This is a genomic window from Exiguobacterium aestuarii, from assembly GCF_020171655.1.
Lineage (GTDB): Bacteria > Bacillota > Bacilli > Exiguobacteriales > Exiguobacteriaceae > Exiguobacterium > Exiguobacterium aestuarii_A.
Window position 1 is genome coordinate 110224 of the sequence record NZ_JAIVAC010000002.1, and the last position, 23203, is coordinate 133426.

Genomic DNA, 23203 nt, shown 5'->3' on the forward strand with positions numbered 1-23203 from the left:
CATGGGGATTCGGTTAGATGAGAAGTTTCAGGACCGTCGCAAGGACGGGATTGAGGATGCGTTCATGCGGCAAGCCGTCAGTTCAGCTCAAAACCGGCTGCGGGATGGACGGTTGGATGCTGCGGGTGAACTCGGAGACTGGGAAGCGTTCCGTGACCACTCGGAAGAGATTCGTCAACACGTGCTCGAGCATCTCGACTATTACTTGTATCAATTGAGCGAGAATGTCTCAAAACGAGGTGGGAGCGTCTTCTTCGCAGAGACGCCAAAAGAAGCGAACCGTTACATTCGGGAAGTCGTTCGTTCGAAACAAGCCAAACATGTCGTGAAATCAAAATCGATGGTCACAGAAGAGATCGGTTTGAACGAGGCGCTTCAGGAAGAAGGATGTACCGTCGTCGAGTCCGACCTTGGGGAATGGATTTTACAACTCGACGAAGATCCACCGTCTCACATCGTCGCCCCCGCCCTGCACAAAGACCGCAACGCTGTTCATGAGACGTTCACCGCTCACGGCTATGCCGGTTCAAACGATCCGACTGAACTCGGGCGCTATGCACGAAAAGAACTACGAAAAGACTTTTTAAAGGCAGAAGTCGGCATCACCGGCTGTAATTTTGCCATTGCAGAGAGTGGAGCCGTCGGGCTTGTGACCAATGAAGGGAATGGACGCATGGTGACGTCACTTCCTGACACGGTCATCTCTGTCATGGGGATGGAACGCGTTGTCCCTTCTTATGAAGAGTTCGAAGTACTCGTCAATATGCTTTGTCGAAGCGCGGTCGGTCAACGCCTCACGTCATACATCACGACATTCGCCGGGACGCGCGCGGTCGGTGAAGTCGATGGTCCTGAGGAATTCCACCTTGTCATCGTCGACAATAAGCGTTCTGGCATTCTCGGTACACAGTTCCAATCGGTCCTGCAATGCATCCGTTGCGCGGCCTGTATCAACGTCTGTCCTGTCTATCGTCACATCGGCGGTCATGCGTACGGTTCAATCTATCCTGGTCCGATTGGTGCCGTCTTAGCCCCACTCCTAGATGGATACGAGAACTATAAAGAACTTCCTTATGCGTCGAGTCTTTGTGGTGCCTGTACAGAGGCATGCCCCGTGAAGATTCCGTTACACGAGCTGTTGATTGAACACCGCCGCGTCATCGTAGAGGAAAAGAAACAATCACCTTTCGTGGAACGGATTGCGATGAAAGGTTTTGCCGTCACAGCATCAAGTCCGTTCTTATTCGAAGCAGCGGAACATGTCGCACCGTTTACGACATCACCGTTCGCCACATCCGGTCAGATCGAAAAAGGACTGCCGGCTTGGACGGACTCGAAAGACTTGCCGCAACCGAATAAACAAACTGTCCGAGATTGGTTCAAGAAACGGGGGAACGCCTGATGAATCCTGGTACAATCACAAACCGTGAAGACTTTTTACAACGCATCGCCAAACAGCTCGGGCGTGAGGTCGACCTCACCCCACCGAAACGCGAGTACAAACATCGCCCACAAGACGACGTGTTAAAAGATGCGAGCGAAGAAGAGCTACTCGAGACGTTTCGCATGGTCGCGACACGAATCCATACTGATTTGGTGGAATGTGAATCTGCGAATCTCGATGATACGCTCCGTCTCTTGATTGAACGTTACGAAGGAACACGGATCCTCGCGGAAAACGATGACCGAATTTCCGCTTGGGCTCCCTCCACGAGTGAGACGTTCGCATGGTGGGATTCGACAAAGCCGGACACGAGCCGAGAGCTCGCCGCACGTGCCGACATCGGCATCACGATCGCAGATGCAGCGTTTGCGGAAAGTGCAACAATCGTCCAATATGCGAAGCCGGGAAAATCACGGACGATCAGTCTGTTACCGCAAGACCATATTGCGATCATCCCGAAATCTGTCCTTGTTCCACGTATGACGCAAACGGCACAACAGCTTGCCGCACTCGATCGAGATGGTCTCCATTCCCCGAACGGTGTCAATTTCATCTCCGGTCCGTCGAATTCGGCCGACATCGAAATGAACCTCATCGTCGGTGTTCATGGTCCTGTTCGAGTCGCCTATGTGTTGGTACATGATCTATAAGTATAGCCCCTCCATCGATGGAGGGGCTACGTTTATCCTGATACCGTGACGCTTCCGTTTGAGCTTGTTAGTTTCACTTCAATGGATCCTTCACCGAACACGCACTCTTTCGACCGTTCTCCGAACACATTGACTTTTCCATTCCGTGACTTTGCCCGAATCGTCACATCTTCCGGACGTTCATCCACGTGCAAGTCAATCTTTCCGTTGTTTGTCTTCAAACGAATCGGTGCTTGAATCGATTGAACGAGGCAGTCAATCCGGCCGTTCGACGTCTTGGCATCAATGGCTCCTGTGACGTGATCAACATCGATTCGACCGTTCGAGGAATGGATATTGATGCGCTCTAGCCGAGAGTGCTTCGCTTCAACACGACCGTTTGAGGAATGAAGCTCCCAATCGTGACCATGACAGTCTGATGCGAGCACTTTCCCGTTCGATGTGCGAAGTTCGCCATGACGTGCTTGAATGTGATGTGCGATGATTCGCCCATTCTCGCTCTCTACGAGTAAACGTTCCGCTTGAAGATCTTGTACATCACTCGAACCGTGACGATTCTTCAATTGAATTTGATGATAGGCGTGATGAGGTAGCTCGACCCGAAGGACCGGTGCTTTTGACCCAAACCACGAAAACAAATCAGACAGACCGAAACGACGTTCGGATTCAATCCGAATTTCTAACGTGTCCCCGACGATATCCATGACAACCCCATGGTCGGTCTCTGTTTCAAGTGTCGCGTACGCATACCCATCTTGTGATGGTGTCACGAACACCTGCGCATGTTGAACTTGAATGAGGACGCTTTGGAAAGCGACGGTCGAACTTTTGACAACTGCAGGCGGTCGTGTCGACTCCGCTACTTCAAAATCGACAGAAGCAAGTAGTTCCGATGCGAGCACGCTCGGTTCCCCTAACTCGCGCGCCATCTCTTCATCACTTCTTCCTTCTAATCGACCGCTCGTGAAGTACTCAGACACATCTCGTAAAATATCGAGGCGATCTTTCACCTTCACGTTCATCAATAATTGCTCAAGTTCTGACAAGTACTGTTCTTCATTCATCTGTCGTCTCCCCCTCGGATTAAGTCATTGACGCCGTTCGTGAATACATTCCATTCTGTTCGTAACTCAGCCAAATGTGTAAGCCCTTGTTCCGTGATCTGATAGTACTTCCGCGGCGGCCCTTCTCCGGACTCCATTAAATACGTTGTGAAATAGCCCTCTGTCGTCAAGCGACGCAACAACGGATAGACGGCACCTTCTGAAATGGCTACTTTGGCCGAAATCGCTTGGACGAGTTCATAGCCGTAGCGGTCTTGCTCCGCTACAAGCGCCAGCACACAAAGATTGAGTACGCCCTTCTTGAATTGAGGATTCATGATCCCACCCCCTACTATACATAGAACAATAGCACATCAACCACTACTATTCAATAAACAATAGTATTCATTCCCCTGATTTCTCAATATCTAGCTTCTGAGGAGGTGAATCTGTACAATAAAAGAACGACACTCGTAGGATATTTGTCACAGTCGGAATGTTCATCATTCTAGGAAGGAACGGTCTTTATGAAGTCATGGATTGACCAGCGGATCGGAAGACAATTTTTATTCGTCTTCTATTTATTCATCGGACTGATCCTCCTCACATCACTTGCCGTATATGTGTATACGGAAAACCAAATCGAACAGACGACGTCATCGCTCGAGAACATCAGTGAACGGCGCACAAATGCGACCGAATTGTTCGAGACATGGCAGTCGATGCAATATGAAATGCGCGGCTACGTACTCCTCGGAGACGATGCGATGCTAGAGCGCGTACAAGATAAACAAGTTTTGATTGACGAACAGACGACTTGGTTCGAACAGAACGCCGTAACCGATAAGGAAAAAACGTATGCGAGCGATGCCCGTACGCTGTTTGTCGCTTATCAAGAACGCGTCATGCCAAGCCTTGAACGTTATGTAGAAGGAAAACGGGACGGAAGTGTGACCGAACCCTTTTTAAAAATGCCAACGCTCGGGAAGGTAAACCCTCAAAAAGAGCCGCCGGCAGACCGTAAATTTAAAATCAACTCGAAAAGTGCCGCAGATATGAGCGCGAGCATCGTCGATATGGAGAGCGTCTTCACGGAATATCGGAACTCACTGAACGCAGAAGAGGATGCGCTCCGTGCTCAACTTGCGACACATACGAAATGGGCACAAGCTTTATGGCTCCTCTCCTTACTCGGAGTCCTATTCATTCTCTTCATCGTCGCTCGCCCTTACGTCAGACGCTTAACGGGTCAACTTCAGGAATTGATTGAAAACAGCAAGCGCCTGGCCGGAGAGAAGCAACCGGTCACGCCGGTCACCGTTCAATCTAAAAACGAAGTCGGTCAACTGACAACCTCATTCCGTCAGATGGCTTCGTCACTCACGACGCAGCGCCATCGAATCGAAGAAGAGCGTGAGAAGACAGCGCGTCTCCTTCACTCCATCCGCGATGCCGTCATCTATGTCGAGCACGCAACAAGCGAAAAAGTAGCCAATCAAGCCCTCTTCGTCTTGTTTAACCAACCGATCACAAAGCGAAACGAAGTCGACTTATACCGTTTAGACGCCAGCCTTGAAGAACTTGGACTGCAGGTGGACCAAAAGGATGACTTTTTCGCGTTCATGGAGCGGTCGTTTGACGGACAGTGTAAAGAAGAGAGCGTCACGTTCTCGATGAACCAGGAAGAGCGCTTCATTCAAATGTATGCGGAGAAGATTTACTTGAGAGGAACACGCCATGGCACGATGCTCGTCTTCCGTGATGTCACGCATGAGACTGAGGTCGACCGTTTGAAAACTGAACTCGTTTCGACCGTCTCCCATGAACTTCGTACCCCACTCACGAGTATCATCGGATTCACCGAGCTTCTCCGTTTCCGAAAACTTTCAGCCGAACGTTCGGAGAAATATTTGGGAATGATTCATCAAGAGACATTGCGTCTCGAAGATTTGATTTCCAACTTGCTCGATGTCCAACGGATGGAATCAGGACAACAGACGTATCATAACGAATCCGAGCGCCTGTCCGACATCCTGAAACAGGCTATCGCGGTGCATCAAGGGGCAAGTCAACATCATCATATTTCGTTTGATTGTCAGGAAGATCTTTACGTATATGGAGACCGAACGCGACTCAATCAACTTTTCATGAATCTGCTTCATAATGCTGTGAAGTATTCTCCTCATGGTGGAGACATCCATGTTCGCGTCGCATGTGAGCGACCGGATTGGATTGATATTTCGATTGAAGACCATGGAATCGGGATTCCTCAAACCGCACTGTCGAAGTTGTTTGACAAGTTTTATCGTGTCGACAATTCCGCCAGTCGCAAAATCGGAGGCACCGGCCTTGGTCTCGCGATTTGTAAAGAGATTGCAGAAGGTCATGGCGGCACAATTCATGCCACATCGAACATCGGTAAAGGTTCCATTTTCACCGTTAGTCTTCCAAAAATGGATGTAACGAGTCAGATGAGTAGCTAAACGAAAAGAGGGTGCGATAGCGCACCCTCTTGTTTACTGTACTTTATTCTCTGGACCGAATGACGGGTAAAGTGATAGTCCACCATCCGCAAAAATCGTTGTCCCTGTAACATATGACGATTCATCCGACGCGAGCCATGCGGCAACGGCAGCGATTTGTTCCGGCTTCCCGATGACGTGAGATGGGATGAGTGCCTCTAACCCTTCCTTCTCTTCTGGGTCGCTCATTGTCTCTTCGTTGATTGGCGTATCGATTGCCCCTGGTGCGATCGCATTCACACGAATGTGATTCGGTGCATATTCGAGAGCGACTGATTTCGTAAACATTTTTACGCCGCCCTTACTTGCTGCGTAATGTGTGTAACCAGGACGTGGAATGACTTCGTGAACAGAAGACATGTTGATGATATTGCCTTCGATTTCGTTCTCAACGAAGTACTTCAAGGCAGCACGGACACCAAGGAACGTACCGTTCAAGTTGACGTCGATAATCTTCTTCCAATTGTCGAATTCCATCTCATGTGTTTTCGCTTCGACTTGAACGCCGGCGTTATTCACGAAAATATCCATCTTCCCAAACTCAGAAATGGCTTTCTCGATCATCTTCTCCGCGAGTCCTTCTTCCGAGACGTCCCCTTTTACGGCGACGGCTTTCCCACCACCCGCCTCGATGCCGCGGATGACTTCTTCCATCTCTTTTTCACTACTACGATAATTCAGGACGACGTTCATCCCTTCTTTCGCATAGCGTTCCCCGATTGCTCGACCGAGACCTTTCGAGCTTCCCGTGATGACCGCGACTTTTCCTTTTAACTCTGGATAGTTTGCCATGTGAATTCCTCCTTCATCTTCTCGTTCTTAGTTCCCACATTCCCCTCTTCATCAAACATGATTGGCTGCATTTTGAATATTTGAAACAAATCAACTATACTGAAACAAACTATTCGTTTTCAGGAACTGCCTGAAAGACGTTTGATCTTATACTCAATGGAGGTGACTCCCCGATTTTTGGGGGAATTGTTGGACAGTCCCATGTTACTCAGCTTACTCATCGTTGCGCTCTTAATCTTTTTGACTGCCTTTTTCGTGGCAGCCGAATTTTCAATTGTGAAAGTGCGTGGCGCTCGACTCGACCAGCTCGTGCTTGAAGGAAACAAGAAAGCGGTCAGCGCAAAAAAAGTCATCGAGAATATCGACGACTCCCTTTCTGCATCTCAGTTCGGAATTACGCTTTCTGCACTCGGACTCGGGTGGATTGGTGCCGATCAAATCGAAACATATATCCACACATGGGTCGACCAGTTGAACTTATCGCCGTCTCTCGTGACATTCTTGTCGTTCCTGATCGCATTCTTACTCATTGCGTTCCTGCACGTCGTCATTGGAGAACTTGTGCCGAAAACACTTGCGGTCCATGAAGCCGAAAAGTTGACGCTCCTTGTCGCACGTCCGCTCTACGTGTTCACGAAAATCTTCTACCCGTTCATTCGTGCCTTGAACAGCATGGCACGTCTCACCCTCCGCTTATTCGGGGTGCAGACAACGGCTCAGGAGACGGCACACTCAGAAGAAGAGCTGAAAATCATCATGACGGAAAGTTTCCGCAGTGGTGAAATCAACGAAAACGAGTTGGCATATGTACAAAACATCTTCTCGTTTGACGAACGAATTGCCAAGGATGCCATGGTTCCACGTATGAACATGGTCACAATCGATGAAGAAGATACGATTGAAGAGATCATTTCAGTTGTCGAAGAGCACCAGTATACGCGTTATCCGGTCACACGAGATGGCGACCGCGACGACGTGCTCGGATTTGTGAATGCAAAACAACTCTTCACTGCTCAACTTTCGAAAAATGACGCACCGTTCGAGTCGTTCATTCATCAATTGCCACTCGTCACCGAGTTCACGCCGCTTCAAGAAGCGATGGTGAAGATGCAAAACGCGCAGACGATGATGTGTTTAGTCATCGATGAGTACGGGGGTACTGCCGGCCTCTTAACGATTGAAGACATCCTAGAAGAAATCGTCGGTGAGATTCGCGACGAGTTCGACCGAGATGAACAAGCAGAAATTACAGAAATTGCTCCGAAACATTACCGTCTCTCTGGACTTGTGTTAACACAAGAACTCGAGGAACGGTTCGGGATCGAAATCGAAGATGATGTCGATACAGTCGGCGGATTTGTCTTATCGCAAAAAGCGAACGCTCGGACGGGCGAACGCTTCCTCTTACCTGGCGACCATGAATTGATTGTCAGTGAAGTCGATAACCATCGAATCGTCTTCGTCGACCTGATTTTAGCTTCACATGAAGAGGAAGAGCCTCTCTCAGAATAAGGTTTCTGTCAAACCCTTCTCCTTGATTTGGAGAAGGGTTTTTCATGTGTGAACCGAACTGTCGCTATATTTTCGCCTCTTGCCGTGATATACTGCACATATGTTGCTTATTTGAGTGTCACGCACTCAATGACACAACATCACCGAAACATGGCGAGATGTTCGGTTTAAACAGAAAGAAATAGAAAGAAGGTTACGCATGGAACGCAAACTATTTTTGATTGACGGTAACTCCATGCTGGCCAGTGCTTACTATGGTGCCGCCGCGAGCCGAACAAAAAAAGGACGCGAGGTATCCAAAAACGATCGGAGTGCCGTCATCGGAATGACCGGCCTCATCCGGACGATTCTACGCAGACATCGTCCGACTCACTTTGTCGTCGTCTGGGACGTCTCACGTGAAACATTATGGCGTCGAGAACTCTACCCGGGCTATAAACGCCGCAGACGTCAAACACCGCCTGAATTGAAAGCGCAGATGGAACTCATGCGCCAACTGCTTGAGGATAGTGGAATTCCACAATTCCAAGTAGAAGGCTATGAAGGGGAAGATTTAATCGCCCACATCGCACGTAAATTCAGTTGCAGTGCACCTGTGGTCATCATGACAAAAGACAAAGACTTGTTACAGCTTGTCAGTCCACGAATCACCGTTTGGTTGCAAACACAGGAGCTTCAGCAAATGCAGGCTCGCTGTGACATTCGTGATAACCGTCCGTTACCGCTCAAACGTCATTTAGAAATTCGACCAGAAGAGATTGCGGCGTTATACGAAGGGTTGAAACCGAAACAGCTGTCAGCCGTTAAAGCGTTGACGGGAGACCGTTCAGACGGAATTCCACCCGTTGCGGGACTTGACGAAAACCAATCGGTCCAACTAATCAAACGATTCGGTTCGCTCGATAAGCTGTATTCTGCCTTGAGTATCAAAGGGGATAAACGACAACAAGTAAATGAAACGATCGCGGCACTGACGTCAGAGGAGGTGCCCCGTAACTTGAGACGAACACGCAAAAAAGCAGAGCGCAACATGGAGCTCGTTCGTCTTGATGTCACGGTGCCGGCACTTGACCATTTGAAGTTGGCTCATCTCGAGCTCAGCCTCAACCCGAAGCGAGTCGAGCAAGCGTATCAAAAACGCGGACTTCGTCTCTCCTTCAATGCAGGTCAGAAGAAAACATCCGCACGTTAAAAAGAACGGCCGCTCATGCGCCCGTTCTTTTTATATGCACAGTAATTCCATCTTCATCCGTCAACGTCCATTCAGACGATGTTCCACCTAACGCCTGGTTTGTCTCTTCGTTGACAAGAAGTGTCCACGCTTCGAGTCCCGCTTCGACCCCTAGAGCTTCACTCGGACGTGCCCACACGTTCGTGCCGATGTGATGATGATACCCGTCTGCCGCTAAGAACAGTGCCCCCGGATAAGAATCCGTCGTAACGGAAAATCCGAGTCGGTCATGGTAGAAGCGTTTCGCTGCTTCAATCGACCGGACTTTAAAGTGCACATGTCCCATCGTCGTGCCGACCGGTAACCCTGCAAATGGTCGATTCACTGCAGCTTGAAGCATCGATTCATAATCGACCGGTTCAGTCGCCATCTTCACATGCCCGTTCGCTTCATAGCTCCATTGTTCCTTCGGACGATCGGCATATAGCTCGATCCCGTTCCCTTCTGGGTCACTCAAGTAGAACGCTTCACTCACTAAATGGTCGCCTTGTCCGACTTCGATGCGTTGTTCGATGAGGTGCGCCAAGATGCTTCCTAACTCTACACGATCTGGCAATAAAATCGCTAAATGAAACAACCCTGCCGCCCGCGGATTCGTCTTCGCCTGTGGAACATGGTGCAAGATGACGAGCGGACGCTCTTTCGTACCGAGCGTGGCAAGCTCTTCGGTTTCTTCTAGGACACTCATCCCAATCACGTCTACATAAAATTGTTTCACCTGTTCGATGTCACGGACGCGTAGCGTCACCGGTCCTAGTTCAATTTGTTCGATTTTCATATACAATCACCTCACCTTCACTATACCCGCTCGGTTCACATTGCAGAAGTAGGCACAAAAAGGTGGTATAGTTACTTCAACGATACTAATGGAAAGGAAGAGCGATGTGACCAAGATAACAAGCTGCGAAGTCGATACGGCACTCGAACTGATTACAGGAAAATGGAAACACTCCATCCTCCTCGCCTTAATCAATGGTGATACGCTACGCTTCAGTGAGTTGAAACGAGCGTTACCAAAAATCAGTCAAAAGATACTGACCGCACAACTCCGTGACTTAGAAGAACAAGAGATCGTCATCCGAACCGTCTATCCGGAAGTCCCTCCCCGTGTCGATTATCGTTTAAGTGAGTATGGGAAAACACTGATCCCGATTCTTGAAGCGATGAATGAATGGGGAATGCGTCACGCCGAACGGATGCGCTCTAACTAGTTGTCCACATGTGGATAACCGTTTTAACCGATTTCATTTATCACTTATCCACAGGAGGTCATCATGATTCGTTATCCACAGTTATCCGGTCATCAAATCGGTGTCACCGCTCCCTCATCAGGTATACCAACAGAATTACACCATTTATTGCATCAAGCGGAACATAAGTTTTCCAATCGAGGGTTCACGTTACAATTCACCCCGAATGCGTGGAAACAACGATTTGGGAAGTCTGCTCCGGCTCGGGTCCGTGCACATGAACTGACATCCCTACTTCAAGATGACAATGTCGACTTGATCATCCCGCCCTGGGGTGGGGAGCTCTTAATGGAAATCCTCGATCAAATTGATTGGCAATCCTTACCCGCGAAATGGATGCTCGGTTATTCGGATACGAGTTTGTTACTCTTCGTCTATACATTAAAAACTGGAATCGCCTCGGCCCATGGTCCGAACTTAGTCGATTTGCGTGCAGATGTATGGGACGAGACGAGTTCGCGCTGGCTAGATGTTTTGTCGACGCGGATCGACGAGACGGTCATCCAACGCTCGTCCGAGAAGTTCCAAAAAGAATGGCAGTTTGACAATCCGACGCCACATCTGTTTCATTTGACGGAAACGACTGAATGGAAAGCAATCGGTGGTCAACACGCGACAGGTCGATTGCTCGGTGGATGTCTCGATGTACTCTTGCATACAATCGGGACACCGTATGGTGACGTTAAGACGTTCCAACACGAGCATCTGAATGATGAACCGATTCTTTGGTATTTTGAGAACGCAGAGATGAACGTTCCGGCATTAAAAAGGACCCTCCTTCAAATGAAATGGGCCGGTTGGTTCGATCATACGTCTGGTATTCTATTCGGACGAAGTGATGCCCCATCTGTGCATCAAGACTATACGGCCGAGATGGTGTATGAGGAGCTCCACCACATGTTAGGAGTCCCTATCTTTTTTGATATCGATTGCGGACACGTTCCCCCGCAGATGACGCTCATCAACGGGGCCCACGCCTCTGTGCAAGTCGAGCATGGTCAAGGGACATTGATTCAAACGTTCAAGGGCTGATTCGTCAGCCCTTGATTTGTTGTAGCAACGTTTCTAAACGTTTGCGAAACAGTCCTTGCGGGAATTCGGCTACTTGTTCTTCGATGACCGATACCCAGTCGTCTCCACATCCGTTCAGTGTTCCCCTTAATAACCCTTCGTAGTAAATCGCGATATCGACTAAACTATGTGCTTTCCACTCGTCTCTGTTTTCCCATAATGCCAATAAACACTCTCTTCCTTTTTCCGATTCCCCTCGAAAAGCATAGTACACACCTTTCGCCATCGAAATCGCCGCAATGAACGGCTCGATCTCTGTCGTGAGTGATTCCATCAATTTGACGTTTTCCCCTAATTGATCGATATGTCGATATTCCATCGCATAGAGTGCTTCAGAAAGTGCCACTTTGATTTCTGCCAAGCGGTCTTCCGTGAATTGAATGTATTGCTTCGCCTTTTGTAGAGACTCACGAACTTGCTTTTCATCGTTCAAATAGAGCGCACAAATCGAAATGGTGCGATACACGTCGTCCGCACGGTAGTAGATTCTTGTCCGTTTCATATACTCGAGCACGTCTTCAAGCTGTCGAATCGAATCTTCCAAATCCTCATCACAAAGAAGGTTTTTAAATACGATCAACATGACATACTCAGTTCTCGTTTTCGTTTTCATATATTTCGCATCAAGAAGTTCGATCGCGTCAATCCGTTCAAGCGATTCCTCAAATCGATTCCACATCAATAAATAATAAGCCTGGCTGATTCGTCCCATTGCCAATTCATCAGATTCACCTAGCTTCTCAAAAATTTCAATGGCACGGTCGTAATAGGTCAATACCTTCTCATTTTCCCCTTCTTGAAAGTACGTATCCCCATACAACATGTATGCTTTACCTTGCCATACGGAGTTCATTTCTTCTTTTAAGTATGGGGAAAGCATCTGTCGTATTTCTTGATCTGGACGCGAAACGAGTGTCATTTCTTCATATTCTAACTGTTCGACCATCGTTTGTAGTTCAGCTTCTTTCGGGTCAGTCAATAACTGTTGCATCGAGACATCTAACCGACTTGCGAGTTCTCGTAAACTACGCATCGATGCCTCCGCTTTCCCATTTTCAATCATACTGAGCATCGACTTCGTGACGATTCCTTCCGCCAACTGCGTTTGGGTCATTTTTTTCTGTTTTCGTAACACTTTAATTCGTTCACCAATCATATGCCACCTCTATAAGTTAAATTATATTGAACTTTATGTTTACATTTCACTCGATTACCTTTATGATGATGTTAAATCACATTTAACTATTTTGTAAAGGAGTGTTCTCTATGAAATTCTTATCTTCCAATTTATCGATTTTATTACTCGGTAAATTCATGTCACTGTTCGCATCCAACTTATTTACGTTCGTAGCGGGATTAACGGTGTTGACGACGACTGGATCTGGATTACAATTCGCATTTGTCTTACTGGCAGGCACATTGCCACGCGTTCTTTTGTCACCATTTGCCGGCGCTTATGCGGACAAACTTGACCGAAAACGAGTCATCATCAAGATGGAGTCTTTGAATGGAGGATTATTTTTACTCGCAGGGATCGCAAGTTTGCTTTGGACGTTCGAAGCACCTGCATTTTATGTCATCACATTCTTCCTATCCATCGTCTCTACCTTCTTATCGGTCACGCTATCGAGTTCGATCCCACTTCTATTCGAAGAGGAAGAGCTTCAACGTGCCAACTCCCTCATTCAGAGCATCATCTCCATCTCAAGTATCGGCACTCCGCTTCTTGCCGGAGCACTGTTTAAACTCATACCGATTTCAGCTTTTTTATTCAGTTCAGCCCTATTCTTCATGATTGCCGCCTTGCTTGCTTCTCGACTCACATTTCATCAGAAAGAGATTGCTCCAACCAAACAATCCACTTGGGAAGATGTACGGTCTGGTCTCTCTTATTTGAAGCAGCAACGAGTTTTATGGACAGTCGCCGTTCTAGCTGCCTTCTTGAACTTCTTTTTCGTCGCGACAGAAGTGTTGTTCCCGATAGCCGCTTTACAAGAGGTTGGCGTGTCTCCGTTTCAGTTCGGACTACTTGAAAGCATGGTTGCCATTGGATTCTTAATCGCTTCTTTACTTCACGCCTTGCCACTATTCAAAATCAAACATCGCCTGTCGACCATGCGATCTGCACTGACCATACTCAGTGTTCTATTTGTCGGCCCTGCCATTCCATTATATTTGAACTTCAACGTCCTCACTTCGATTTTCTTTTTCGCAATGTTCGCCTTATTGAGTGGTTTCTTTATCGTACGTGTCAACGTTCCGATTCAATTGCTTTTACAAACGAATACGGATCCGAATTATTTAGGTCGCGTCATTGGGGTACTCGAGTCACTTGCGATGGGCATCACGCCAATCGGTTTTATTCTATTCGGGGTATTGAGTGATCTTGTATCAGTCGCACATCTATACACTGCATGTATGATTGGTCTACTCCTATGTACCTTCACACTCACATATCGGATTCGCCATGACATCCAAGCAGAACGAGCAGCAGCTCAGTCAGTTGAACGAGTATCCTAACAAAAAAAGACATCGAACGAATCAGTTCGATGTCTTCTCTGTTGACGGGAGTACCCGTTTTTCTAATAAAAATGGTCCGAATGGGATGACGGATGCCATGACGGCAAGCGTCAGCACTTTGAAGCCCCAACGGAAGCGCCACGCCATGTACATGGCCGCAAGTACGTAGGCCACAAACAAGAAACCGTGCGCTGCGCCGACAATACTGACCGCGAGTGGAATACCCGCCATATACTTCAATGGCATCGCGATAAACAGTAACAACAAGAAGGACACACCTTCTGTGTAGCCAAGCCATTTAAAATGAGTCGTAGTCATATGCGTTCTCCTTTATCTCTGTAGGCTATATCTATCGTAGCCGAAACATGAGAGGTTTGTCACAGGAGAGTGCATAAAAGTTACGAAGCTATTTGACGATTTGGTGAACGATGCAATACTTTCGTTTCGACGAAGTTGCGAAGGAACAAACCGTCGACTCCGATTTTCCCTGCGTTATGTCCAGCAACCAAAATCAATACAGATACGATCAACATCGTTGGGTTCGTACTGACCGTTCCAGAGAGCAAGAAAGCCATGTTCATGACAAGCCCGAAGAACGCCGCGCTACGTGTGAGTGCACCGAGCAATAACCCTAACCCGACCAAAAATTCACCATAAGGAATGAGGATATCGAACAATCCAGCGTTTGGAATCGCAACGTTTTCTAAGAATGCAGCCCACCATCCTGCGACAGCTGGATGTTCTCCAGTCGCGAGTGTCACCGCGTTGTTTAAGAATCCCTCCGTTCCAAAGCCACCTGTGATTTTACCCCAACCTGCTGTTAACCAATGATAACCGAGCCATACACGTAACACCGTCAAGATTGCCGTAGCGATGTTATGATTTTGCCAAAATTTCGTGAACATGATGATTCCTCCCTTTCAAGAAGTTGAATAAATGAATAATGTGATTACATTCACAATATATCACCTATGTTCACCATTTCACATATGTATTTTTGTTTGTTCATGATTCGTCCATATGTACGTCACACTCTATTCACATCCATCAAAAAGACGCCTACTTGAGGCGCCTTTGAGGATTTTACAATGTCACTTCTTGAGGTGGCTGACCTTTCTTGTTCATCACGCGTATCGATTCCGGTTCGATTTTGAGGATGACAAGCTTTGGATCATCTGGTCCGTCGAACCAGCCCTCGAGTTTATCGTTCCATACTTTTTCTTTCATCGATTCATCATCTGACACAGTCGCCTTCCCTAAGATTTCTAAGTAGGTGTCGCCGACCCCATCGCCATCATAACCAATCAAAATATGCGTATATGGATTCTTTTCTAATTCCTCTACTTTATCTGTATCGTTCGAGGTTGCTGTATAAAGTGTGAAATCATCATGGAAAAATGTCATGTAACGACTATGTGGCTTCACCTTATACACTGTCGCCATCGTCCCTACATTACTTGAATCTAGAATCTTTAATGCTGTTTCTTTTGCACTCATTCCGAATTCCTCCTTCATGGATTGTCGCTCGTATACTGTTCCCTCAAACCACACGATTAAACACAAAAAAACCTGCTCGCCGATGCGAGCAGGTATCATATTCCTTAGAAAGGAAGATTAGATTTTTTCAACGTTAGAAGCTTGTGGTCCACGAGCTCCGTCTGTGATTTCGAAAGTTACTTCTTGGCCTTCTTCAAGTGTTTTGAAGCCGTCGCCTTGGATTGCTGAGAAGTGTACGAATACGTCGTCTCCGCCTTCCATTTCGATGAAGCCGTAACCTTTTTCTGAGTTAAACCATTTTACTTTACCTGTGTTCATGAATGAACCCTCCTGAAATAAACGCTATGCGTTATAGTAGTGCCTTACTAGAAAAAACTTGACCAAAAAAAATACAAGCCTCTGGATTATCTAATGAAAAATAATCCCAAGCACTTGTGAATTATGATTCCAGCTATTCTTAATTAAGCACATATTGAATATAACACGACTAGATGCTTCTGTCTAGTAAATACTTCTGATTGCTAAAAAACGAGGTGAAACGGGTACATGCTAGAGAAGATGATGCTAGGAGGATTTATTATGAAAAATGCAAAGGACCCGCAATCAATCGCATCGATGATTGCCTCTTATTCTGATTGGTCGGAAGAAGACCTCATCCAGCGAACACTCGAATGGCACCGCGCCACGCGCGAGACATCTTACTCAGAGCAGCAACATTCCATCCCTTGCCGAATTCCAATGACTGAGCGCATTACGCCTGTTCAAACGTCACTCCCGCTCGAACAAATGGACGGAGTGGTTCGTCCTGTTTGGATGCGACGCCTCGATGCGGAATATTTGAATCTGCTTCAGGTCGCAAAACAACGTGTTGATGTGACAGATTATGGCGCTATCGGGGACGGACAAACGGATTGCACGCTCGCTTTTCGTCTCGCCCTCCGCTCTAACCGCCGCGTCTTTGTCCCGGCAGGTGTATATATCGTTCGGGGCATTCGCCTTCCTTCGAACTGCGTGTTAGAAGGTGCCGGACAGGACGTCACCATTCTAAAACTATCGGATCGTGCCCCAAAGCATCGAAGACTGTTACGAAACGCCACCCTATTTGCGGGAAACCATCATATTGAGGTATGTCACCTGACGCTCGATTGGAACGTCGCACGATTAGGCGATGCGAAACGGACGACGAGCGGTGACACGACATCGAGTGCCTTGACGTTTGCGCATGTGACGTATGGCTGGGTGCATCATGTGACGGCTAAAAATGCCGGTCTTCATGCGTTCGACATCACGTCTCCACACTATCATTACTTAGGGGACGGCCTCCGTGCCGCAAACGGCAGTCGGTATATTCATCTTGATCACCTTGAGGCGACGAACTATGGGGATGACGGAATCACGACACACCATAGCGATGCCATTTATATCACTAACTGTTATTGTCATCATCCTCATGGTCGAACACATGCTGTTGGATTCTCAAATTCGAATGGCATTGAGATCGACGATGGATCGCGGCACGTCACACTCGTAAACAATAAAAGTGAAGGATGTTTTGGCGGAATCGAAGTAAAGGCACATGGAACCTCATCCGCAGCTCATGACGTTCATATCTTCGGCCATCTTTCGGTGCATGACAATCGTTCATTTAACTTCCGTCACATTGGTCATCATTTAGCAGACGATCCCGATTCGAAGACAGCACGCTTTCTATCTGGTACGAATTTAGTATCCGTCGAACCGGTTAGAAGCTCGCTATATGCGAAATCCTCTCCAAGAAGTTTAGTCGTCTCGGCCTATCAGGACGTCTTGATTCATGGATTGACCGCTATCGGTGACCCAACTTACGATTATGAAAAACATCCGGCACTGGCGATTCAATACAAGTCTCGACGCGTTCAATTACATCGCATCTCCGTGCGCGGATTTACAACCTCGAGAGCTGATCTCGAACTGTTCGGAGGGGATAACCGGACCGATGAAGTGACCATCGAAAACTTACGATGCCACGAATCTGCGCCAATCGCGTTAAGAATAGGACGTCAGCTGGAGAGGATCGCACTTTATCACATCGAAGGACAGAAAAAAAGCGGAGATGTACTCATCTCCACGAAAAGTCCGATCGATGTGCAAGGTATACTCGCTTACGGATTCTCGGACCGAGTGCGTTCGGACGTTTGAGCCGCCTCGACAAGCCGATCCAGTTTGTCCTCATCGAGTTCAAGCGAGCTTTCTTTCTGTTTGGCCATCATGCGGACGATCGCTTTGTCTAAAAAGCCCATTCGTTCAAAGTCATACCCACTTCCGACGACTTCGACGAAATAGGCATGTGCGCGCAGCGTAGCACGATAGGCTTCTTCTAGCTCGCGAATCCGCTCCGATTCCGTCGGTGTCCCGGCACACAAATATAGAGCGAGAGGATGCTCCAGCAAGTGTGCTTCATGAAGCGTCAACCATTCTTTCATCTCGTCCTGGATAGTACCCATCCGAATCGAACTGCCGACGATGACGTGATCCACCGTCTCCCACATGACGTTCGGCTCTTCTACGATATTTTGGACATGAACGTCTCCCGATAACCGTTCAGCGAGTAAAGACGCCACTTTTTCACTCGTTCCATATCTGGAAGAGTACGCGATTAAAGTACCCATGTCGTTCCCTCTTTTCATGTCAGACGTTACTTACACTATTCCCGAATCGTGAGAAGAAGATACGCGACCACTCAAAAAAGCTCGCCGTCTGGCGAGCTTTTCGTCACAGTTTATACACTTGTGCTTCGTAAGGACGAAGGGTGAACGGTTCAATCGGTTCCATGTTTCCGATGACGCGTTCTTTTACGTCATATGGTAAGTCACGTTGTTGTGTGTCACCTGAGAAGTTACAGAGCACGAGCCATGTCTCTCCTTCGAACGAACGCGTGAACGCATAGACTGCCTCATCTTCCGGTAACAACAGCTCATACTTTCCATAGACAACGATTGGATTGGCTTTACGGAGCGCAATCAATTGACGATAGTAATGAAAGAGCGAGCTCGGGTCTTTCCGTGCCGCCTCCGCATTGATGTCGACATAGTTCGGGTTGACCCCAATCCATGGTGTCCCTGTCGTGAAGCCACCATGTGCTTCGTCCGACCACTGTACCGGTGTGCGTGAATTGTCACGTCCTCGCTCATGGATTCCACGGAAAATCTCGTCGTGCGTCAACAACCCTTTTGATGTGTAGTCACGGTAGGCGTTTAACGTTTCGATATCTCGGTACTGATCAATCGAATCAAACGCGACGTTTGTCATCCCGAACTCTTCCCCTTGATAAATGTAAGGTGTGCCTTTCAATAGATGAAGAAGTGTCGCAAGCATCTTCCCGGAACGGACGCGATATTCCGGAGAGTCGTTCCCGAAGCGCGAGATAGCACGGGGCTGATCATGATTACTCCAATACAGGCTGTTCCATCCTTCTTCTTCCAGTCCTTCTTGCCAACGCGAGAAGATTGTCTTCAACTCTGTGAGTTTCCAGTCCGTCGGATTCCATTTCCCGAAGCTGCCGTTTCCGACGTCTACATGCTCAAAATGAAAGACCATGTTCAGTTCGTTTCGGTCTTCCCCTGTATACAATTTCGCCTCTTCCACACTGACCCCTGGCATCTCACCGACCGTGATCGTGTCGTATTTCGATAAGACTTCTTGATTCATCTCTTGCATGAATTCATGGATACGTGGCCCGTTAAAGAAGAATGGCGTGCCGTCACCGTAACCTGTTCCTTGCGTTTGACCATCCGGATAGCTCGGGTCTTTCGAGATCATATTAATCACGTCCATCCGGAACCCGTCGACCCCTTTATCGAGCCAATACGTCATAAGATCGTACACTTCACGACGAAGCGTCTCGCTTTCCCAGTTCAAATCCGGTTGTTTCTTACTGAATAGGTGAAGGTAGTACTCATCGCTCGCCTCGTCATACTGCCAAGCGCTGCCGCCGAAGAAAGCTCCCCAGTTCGTCGGTGGCTGACCGTCTTTTCCTTTTTTCCAAATATAGTAGTCACGATATGGATTCTCTTTTGAAGAACGTGACTCCATGAACCACTGGTGTTCGTCAGAAGAGTGGTTGACGACAAGGTCCATCATGATTTTAATCCCGTGACGGTGTGCTTCCTCAAGCATCGCATCAAAGTCGTCCATCGTTCCGAACTCGTCCATGATGGCACGATAATCACGAATGTCGTATCCGTTGTCATCGTTCGGCGAATCGTATACCGGCGAGAGCCAGATGACATCGATCCCGAGTTCTGCCAAGTAAGACATCTTCTCCGTGATCCCTTGGATGTCACCAATCCCATCACCATTCGAGTCATTGAAGCTCCGTGGATAAATTTGATACACGACTGCTTCTTTCCACCATTGTTTCATGTTACGTCCTCCTTGAAGTTCATTTCCGTTTCAACGCTTTCATCGTACTGCCTTCAAGGATTCATGACCATCCATGATATGATTAGAATATGTACAATTTTGCTATAAAATGAGGAGACTATTATGGAAATCGGCTTTTGTGGCTATTCGTATCATACAACGACCTACACTTTTCCATTCGCTAACTTACTCGATACGTATCTGATTCGCTTACAGACAGAGGGGACGGCTCGGATCGTGGTCAATGGGGAAATGATGATCACACGACCTGGTGACGTATTGATTGTCCGTCCAGGTGACTTCTATGAAATGCACGTCGATACACCTGCGAGCGGAGACTATCATATCTTTTGCTCCGGACATGCGATGGATACATGGTGGCATGCGACGCCACGGGAAAGACTATACGCGATCACCATCGATTCCCGCCTACTTTCGCTATGGCAACACATTACAGAGGAAGTGCGCCGTCCACCATCTGAACAAAGTGCGGTACTAATTGAAACTCTCGTCAAAGCGCTTCTACTCATGCTTGATCGTTCAATTCAAGATGTGCATTCCCAGGCGCGACCTCCAGTCGTCTCTCGTATGATGCGCTTTATCGAATCGCACGTCACGAGTGACTTTAAAGTGGCCGACGTCGCCGCAGCGGTCGGACTCAGTGTTTCACGGACCGTTCATCTCTTTAAAGAAGAGACCGGGATGACGATCATCGAATATGCACAATCGATTCGTTTACAGCTTGCCGAAGAGCAAATGCGCTATACAAAACATTCGTTAGAAACGATTGCGGAACTGTCTGGATTTCGAAGTTATCCATATTTCCACAGAATTTTTAAACGAAAATATGGGGTAGCACCAGGGGTTTATCGCACTCTTCAACAAAAAAACGAAAAAAAATAAAAAAAGAGTGATCCATTTTTTGAACCGCTCCGTTAGATGGGTGTAAATAACGACAACAACACTCACTTACGAAAAGGAGCGATTACACATGAAGAAGAAGACGTTAAACAAAATCGTAGCACCGGCACTAGCCTTAGGACTACTCGTACCGGTCAACGCACAGGCAGCGGATCACACACCGACAGCAAGTACACCAGCAGGTGACCTTCGCGCCACACTCGATCAACTCTTATCTGAGCACTACGTATTAGCCGTCACATCGATGATGAAAGGATACGACGAGGCTGCAGATGCTGAGGTCGCGGATCAAGCACTCGATCAAAACGCGCTCGACATGACGCCAGCTATCGCTTCCATCTACGGTGAAGAAGGCGCTGCACAATTTGAAGACATCTTCCGTGGTCATAACGACTATTCAGATGATTTCGTAGAAGCTGCAAAATCAGACAACCAAGAACTACGCATGGAAGCTGAAGCTGAAGTCGATGAGTTCGTAGAAGAATTCTCAACATTCCTCGACGCAGCAACGGAAGGTAACTTACCGAAAGAAGCAGCAGCGGATGCACTTGAACTTCATGAAGACCAAGTCCTCTCTGTATTTGATAACTATGTCGAAGGAGATTACGAAGAAGCTTACATGACGTTCCGTGAAGGCTACAAGCACATGTTCAACATCAGTAAAGCCCTCTCAGGTGCAATCGTCACACAAATGCCTGACAAATTCACGACTGGAGCAGATACACCAGCTGTTGAACTCCGCTCAACATTGAACAGTCTTGCAGGTGAGCACTTCGCCCTCGCTGCAATCGGTATGCAAAAAGGATATGACCAAGCAGAGGACTATGACTACGTCACATGGGCAGAAGATCAGAACACACTCGACTTCAAAGCGGCCATCGCATCTGTATACGGTGACGAAGGTGCTGCACAGTTCGAAAAAGTTTGGAACTCAGATCACATCACAGCACAAGGTGATATCGTAGCTGCTACACTTGAAGGGGACGAAGCGAAAATCGAAGAAGCACGTATGCGCCTCGACCAATTCGCTGTCGACTTCAGCACATTCCTCGATGCAGCAACAGAAGGTAACTTGCCACAAGCTGCCGGTGAAGAAGCCATCAAACAGCACGAAGCGCTCGTACTCGACACATTCGATCAATATGTCGCAGGCGATGCAGAAGCGGCTTGGATGTCATTCCGTGAAGGATATGCGTTCATGTTCGGTGTTGGTGAAACACTCGGTAACGCGATCGTGACACAAATGCCTGACAAGTTTGAAGAAACAATGATGCCTGAAGAGATGCCTGAAACAGGTCTCGGTGGTGCACAAGAACAATCAATGAACACGCTCTACGCTGGATTAGCTGTACTTGGCGGAATCTTACTCGCCTTCGTAACGCTTCGCAAACGTAAAGTGTCTGAACAATAATCAATAAGGAGGGAGCCCCATGAACAAGCGCCATTTGTTTCTGGCGCTCTCTCTCTTTTGTTTTAGCTTCTGGACGTGGACGAGCGCCCAAGAATCGTCGTCACCACCTGTAGAAGAAAAACAAATAGAGGAGAGCCCGGATTTAACGGCTGAATTCTCACTTCTACAGGAAGAGGTGAAGAAGTTACGATTAGCGGAGGAAGAAGAAAATGCTAAGGCCGTCACCCCTGTTCAAATCCAAATTCCGAAAATCGATGTCGACACCGCCATCGAACAAGTCGGGGTACTAGAAAACGGACAGATGGGTGTTCCAGAAGATGAAAATCAGGTCGGGTGGTTCGAACCTGGTGTCACACCAGGAAGTAAAGGAAATGCCGTGATCGCCGGTCACGTCGACAGCAAGACCGGCCCGGCCGTCTTTTATCAACTCAATCAACTTAAAGAAGGCGATGACGTTCTGATTCTAGACGAAGCCGGAAACACACTTCGGTTCCGCGTCACAAAAACAGAACGCTATGATACGAAAACTGCGCCAATCGAAGAGATTTTCGGTGCCACATCAAATCGCAATTTAAATTTGATCACCTGTTCGGGTACGTTCGGGGACGGGGGCTACGATGAACGATTCGTCGTATATACAGAGCTAGTGGATACCGAGCTGAACGAAACTGTCGATCTCGAGATTCCAACGGCAGTCGAGCGACAAGGAAACTTGTTAACCTGGCACGCCGTGCGTCAAGAGAGCGTGATCGGATATCGCATCTATGAAGTCGTCGACGGAAAAGCGACTCATATCGAAAGCGTCCCATCCCATGCAAGAAAGAGTATCGAAGTCGCAAGTGAGACAGGTGTTTCTTATTATGTGACTGCGATTGACCAACTTGGAAATGAGTCGAAGCCTTCCGAGATGACCAAATGATAAAAGACCCCTTACTCAC

At 47.7% G+C, this 23203-nt stretch carries 23 protein-coding genes; 12 read left to right on the top strand and 11 right to left on the bottom strand.

The genetic code is table 11. The annotated features are described in order from the left end of the window. Position 1 precedes the first annotated feature (1 nt). Together LCM29_RS11555 and LCM29_RS11560 are read left to right on the top strand one after the other, a co-directional pair. Entirely contained in the window at positions 2 to 1402 is a 1401-nt protein-coding gene (locus LCM29_RS11555; protein WP_318247832.1) for a LutB/LldF family L-lactate oxidation iron-sulfur protein, read from the top strand. Further along, the gene (locus tag LCM29_RS11560) at positions 1402 to 2094 is read left to right on the top strand and encodes a LutC/YkgG family protein (RefSeq protein WP_224862957.1); all 693 of its coding nucleotides are present in this window, start codon (positions 1402 to 1404) and stop codon (positions 2092 to 2094) included. Before LCM29_RS11555 ends, LCM29_RS11560 begins: the two co-directional genes overlap by 1 nt. Positions 2095 to 2126: 32 nt before the next feature. On the opposite strand, the gene LCM29_RS11565 is transcribed toward LCM29_RS11560, so the two are convergent. Next, positions 2127 to 3158 (bottom strand): DUF4097 family beta strand repeat-containing protein, encoded by a 1032-nt coding sequence (locus LCM29_RS11565; protein WP_214876274.1) that lies wholly within the window; start codon positions 3156 to 3158, stop codon positions 2127 to 2129. Then, complete coding sequence (locus tag LCM29_RS11570) at positions 3155 to 3475, bottom strand: PadR family transcriptional regulator (protein ID WP_214746862.1); 321 nt, start codon at positions 3473 to 3475, stop codon at positions 3155 to 3157. The genes LCM29_RS11565 and LCM29_RS11570 overlap by 4 nt, the downstream gene beginning before the upstream one ends. Positions 3476 to 3664: 189 nt before the next feature. Here LCM29_RS11570 and LCM29_RS11575 point away from each other — a divergent pair, with 189 nt between their 5' ends. Next, the gene (locus LCM29_RS11575) at positions 3665 to 5620 is read left to right on the top strand and encodes an ATP-binding protein (protein WP_214876272.1); all 1956 of its coding nucleotides are present in this window, start codon (positions 3665 to 3667) and stop codon (positions 5618 to 5620) included. Between the two features lie 33 nt (positions 5621 to 5653). Here LCM29_RS11575 and LCM29_RS11580 read toward each other — a convergent pair whose 3' ends face one another. Then, positions 5654 to 6451, bottom strand: coding sequence for a glucose 1-dehydrogenase (locus LCM29_RS11580; protein WP_224862959.1), 798 nt, complete (start codon positions 6449 to 6451; stop codon positions 5654 to 5656). Between the two features lie 189 nt (positions 6452 to 6640). Here LCM29_RS11580 and LCM29_RS11585 point away from each other — a divergent pair, with 189 nt between their 5' ends. Both LCM29_RS11585 and LCM29_RS11590 read left to right on the top strand, forming a co-directional pair. Next, positions 6641 to 7963, top strand: coding sequence for a hemolysin family protein (locus tag LCM29_RS11585; protein WP_214746854.1), 1323 nt, complete (start codon positions 6641 to 6643; stop codon positions 7961 to 7963). 199 nt (positions 7964 to 8162) lie between these two features. After that, positions 8163 to 9155 carry a 5'-3' exonuclease gene (locus LCM29_RS11590; RefSeq protein WP_074034157.1) on the top strand — a complete coding sequence of 331 codons (993 nt, stop codon included), beginning with the start codon at positions 8163 to 8165 and terminating at the stop codon, positions 9153 to 9155. Positions 9156 to 9168: 13 nt separating this feature from the next. Here the strand turns inward: LCM29_RS11590 and LCM29_RS11595 are convergent, their stop codons facing one another. After that, a complete protein-coding gene (locus LCM29_RS11595; protein WP_224862962.1) occupies positions 9169 to 9972 on the bottom strand; it encodes a VOC family protein in 804 nt (267 codons plus the stop codon). A 106-nt stretch (positions 9973 to 10078) separates the two neighbouring features. On the opposite strand from LCM29_RS11595, the gene LCM29_RS11600 reads away from it, so the two are divergent. Together LCM29_RS11600 and LCM29_RS11605 are read left to right on the top strand one after the other, a co-directional pair. Continuing rightward, complete coding sequence (locus tag LCM29_RS11600) at positions 10079 to 10405, top strand: winged helix-turn-helix transcriptional regulator (RefSeq protein WP_318247829.1); 327 nt, start codon at positions 10079 to 10081, stop codon at positions 10403 to 10405. 63 nt (positions 10406 to 10468) lie between these two features. Further along, positions 10469 to 11476, top strand: a complete 1008-nt coding sequence (locus LCM29_RS11605) for a S66 peptidase family protein (protein ID WP_224862964.1) — start codon at positions 10469 to 10471, stop codon at positions 11474 to 11476. 4 nt (positions 11477 to 11480) lie between these two features. Here LCM29_RS11605 and LCM29_RS11610 read toward each other — a convergent pair whose 3' ends face one another. Continuing rightward, positions 11481 to 12671, bottom strand: coding sequence for a helix-turn-helix domain-containing protein (locus LCM29_RS11610; protein ID WP_214876261.1), 1191 nt, complete (start codon positions 12669 to 12671; stop codon positions 11481 to 11483). Positions 12672 to 12781: 110 nt separating this feature from the next. Here LCM29_RS11610 and LCM29_RS11615 point away from each other — a divergent pair, with 110 nt between their 5' ends. Continuing rightward, positions 12782 to 14035 carry an MFS transporter gene (locus LCM29_RS11615; RefSeq protein ID WP_224862966.1) on the top strand — a complete coding sequence of 418 codons (1254 nt, stop codon included), beginning with the start codon at positions 12782 to 12784 and terminating at the stop codon, positions 14033 to 14035. Between the two features lie 21 nt (positions 14036 to 14056). Here LCM29_RS11615 and LCM29_RS11620 read toward each other — a convergent pair whose 3' ends face one another. The 4 genes from LCM29_RS11620 to LCM29_RS11635 all read right to left on the bottom strand — a co-directional run bounded on the left by LCM29_RS11620 (position 14057) and on the right by LCM29_RS11635 (position 15850). After that, positions 14057 to 14353 (bottom strand): DUF3817 domain-containing protein, encoded by a 297-nt coding sequence (locus LCM29_RS11620; RefSeq protein WP_074034148.1) that lies wholly within the window; start codon positions 14351 to 14353, stop codon positions 14057 to 14059. 80 nt (positions 14354 to 14433) lie between these two features. Continuing rightward, complete coding sequence (locus LCM29_RS11625) at positions 14434 to 14940, bottom strand: DoxX family membrane protein (protein WP_214746834.1); 507 nt, start codon at positions 14938 to 14940, stop codon at positions 14434 to 14436. Between the two features lie 178 nt (positions 14941 to 15118). Next, positions 15119 to 15532 carry a pyridoxamine 5'-phosphate oxidase family protein gene (locus LCM29_RS11630; RefSeq protein WP_224862968.1) on the bottom strand — a complete coding sequence of 138 codons (414 nt, stop codon included), beginning with the start codon at positions 15530 to 15532 and terminating at the stop codon, positions 15119 to 15121. Between the two features lie 117 nt (positions 15533 to 15649). Continuing rightward, positions 15650 to 15850, bottom strand: coding sequence for a cold-shock protein (locus LCM29_RS11635; RefSeq protein WP_015880427.1), 201 nt, complete (start codon positions 15848 to 15850; stop codon positions 15650 to 15652). Positions 15851 to 16111: 261 nt separating this feature from the next. On the opposite strand from LCM29_RS11635, the gene LCM29_RS11640 reads away from it, so the two are divergent. Beyond that, positions 16112 to 17710: a glycoside hydrolase family 55 protein gene (locus LCM29_RS11640; RefSeq protein ID WP_224862970.1), complete on the top strand. Its 1599-nt coding sequence runs from the start codon at positions 16112 to 16114 to the stop codon at positions 17708 to 17710. Here the strand turns inward: LCM29_RS11640 and LCM29_RS11645 are convergent. Together LCM29_RS11645 and LCM29_RS11650 are read right to left on the bottom strand one after the other, a co-directional pair. Beyond that, positions 17674 to 18180, bottom strand: a complete 507-nt coding sequence (locus LCM29_RS11645; protein WP_224862972.1) for a flavodoxin domain-containing protein — start codon at positions 18178 to 18180, stop codon at positions 17674 to 17676. The two genes, LCM29_RS11640 and LCM29_RS11645, sit on opposite strands and share 37 nt — an antisense overlap. 103 nt (positions 18181 to 18283) lie before the next feature. Next, entirely contained in the window at positions 18284 to 19933 is a 1650-nt protein-coding gene (locus tag LCM29_RS11650) for a glycoside hydrolase family 13 protein (RefSeq protein ID WP_224862974.1), read from the bottom strand. Between the two features lie 123 nt (positions 19934 to 20056). Here LCM29_RS11650 and LCM29_RS11655 point away from each other — a divergent pair, with 123 nt between their 5' ends. The 3 genes from LCM29_RS11655 to LCM29_RS11665 all read left to right on the top strand — a co-directional run bounded on the left by LCM29_RS11655 (position 20057) and on the right by LCM29_RS11665 (position 23184). Beyond that, positions 20057 to 20836: an AraC family transcriptional regulator gene (locus tag LCM29_RS11655; protein WP_224862976.1), complete on the top strand. Its 780-nt coding sequence runs from the start codon at positions 20057 to 20059 to the stop codon at positions 20834 to 20836. Positions 20837 to 20924: 88 nt separating this feature from the next. Continuing rightward, positions 20925 to 22265, top strand: coding sequence for a copper amine oxidase (locus tag LCM29_RS11660; RefSeq protein WP_224862978.1), 1341 nt, complete (start codon positions 20925 to 20927; stop codon positions 22263 to 22265). Between the two features lie 19 nt (positions 22266 to 22284). After that, positions 22285 to 23184, top strand: a complete 900-nt coding sequence (locus tag LCM29_RS11665) for a class F sortase (protein ID WP_214876241.1) — start codon at positions 22285 to 22287, stop codon at positions 23182 to 23184. The last annotated feature ends 19 nt before the right edge of the window (positions 23185 to 23203 follow it).

Bases quoted from the DNA above. Each gene is read 5' to 3' on its own strand.
- LCM29_RS11555 (WP_318247832.1), top strand. From the start codon at position 2: ATGGGGATTCGGTTAGATGAGAAGTTTCAGGACCGTCGCAAGGACGGG.
- LCM29_RS11560 (WP_224862957.1), top strand. From the start codon at position 1,402: ATGAATCCTGGTACAATCACAAACCGTGAAGACTTTTTACAACGCATC.
- LCM29_RS11565 (WP_214876274.1), bottom strand. From the start codon at position 3,158: ATGAATGAAGAACAGTACTTGTCAGAACTTGAGCAATTATTGATGAAC.
- LCM29_RS11570 (WP_214746862.1), bottom strand. From the start codon at position 3,475: ATGAATCCTCAATTCAAGAAGGGCGTACTCAATCTTTGTGTGCTGGCG.
- LCM29_RS11575 (WP_214876272.1), top strand. From the start codon at position 3,665: ATGAAGTCATGGATTGACCAGCGGATCGGAAGACAATTTTTATTCGTC.
- LCM29_RS11580 (WP_224862959.1), bottom strand. From the start codon at position 6,451: ATGGCAAACTATCCAGAGTTAAAAGGAAAAGTCGCGGTCATCACGGGA.
- LCM29_RS11590 (WP_074034157.1), top strand. From the start codon at position 8,163: ATGGAACGCAAACTATTTTTGATTGACGGTAACTCCATGCTGGCCAGT.
- LCM29_RS11595 (WP_224862962.1), bottom strand. From the start codon at position 9,972: ATGAAAATCGAACAAATTGAACTAGGACCGGTGACGCTACGCGTCCGT.
- LCM29_RS11605 (WP_224862964.1), top strand. From the start codon at position 10,469: ATGATTCGTTATCCACAGTTATCCGGTCATCAAATCGGTGTCACCGCT.
- LCM29_RS11610 (WP_214876261.1), bottom strand. From the start codon at position 12,671: ATGATTGGTGAACGAATTAAAGTGTTACGAAAACAGAAAAAAATGACC.
- LCM29_RS11615 (WP_224862966.1), top strand. From the start codon at position 12,782: ATGAAATTCTTATCTTCCAATTTATCGATTTTATTACTCGGTAAATTC.
- LCM29_RS11620 (WP_074034148.1), bottom strand. From the start codon at position 14,353: ATGACTACGACTCATTTTAAATGGCTTGGCTACACAGAAGGTGTGTCC.
- LCM29_RS11625 (WP_214746834.1), bottom strand. From the start codon at position 14,940: ATGTTCACGAAATTTTGGCAAAATCATAACATCGCTACGGCAATCTTG.
- LCM29_RS11630 (WP_224862968.1), bottom strand. From the start codon at position 15,532: ATGAGTGCAAAAGAAACAGCATTAAAGATTCTAGATTCAAGTAATGTA.
- LCM29_RS11635 (WP_015880427.1), bottom strand. From the start codon at position 15,850: ATGAACACAGGTAAAGTAAAATGGTTTAACTCAGAAAAAGGTTACGGC.
- LCM29_RS11640 (WP_224862970.1), top strand. From the start codon at position 16,112: ATGAAAAATGCAAAGGACCCGCAATCAATCGCATCGATGATTGCCTCT.
- LCM29_RS11645 (WP_224862972.1), bottom strand. From the start codon at position 18,180: ATGGGTACTTTAATCGCGTACTCTTCCAGATATGGAACGAGTGAAAAA.
- LCM29_RS11650 (WP_224862974.1), bottom strand. From the start codon at position 19,933: ATGAAACAATGGTGGAAAGAAGCAGTCGTGTATCAAATTTATCCACGG.
- LCM29_RS11655 (WP_224862976.1), top strand. From the start codon at position 20,057: ATGGAAATCGGCTTTTGTGGCTATTCGTATCATACAACGACCTACACT.
- LCM29_RS11660 (WP_224862978.1), top strand. From the start codon at position 20,925: ATGAAGAAGAAGACGTTAAACAAAATCGTAGCACCGGCACTAGCCTTA.
- LCM29_RS11665 (WP_214876241.1), top strand. From the start codon at position 22,285: ATGAACAAGCGCCATTTGTTTCTGGCGCTCTCTCTCTTTTGTTTTAGC.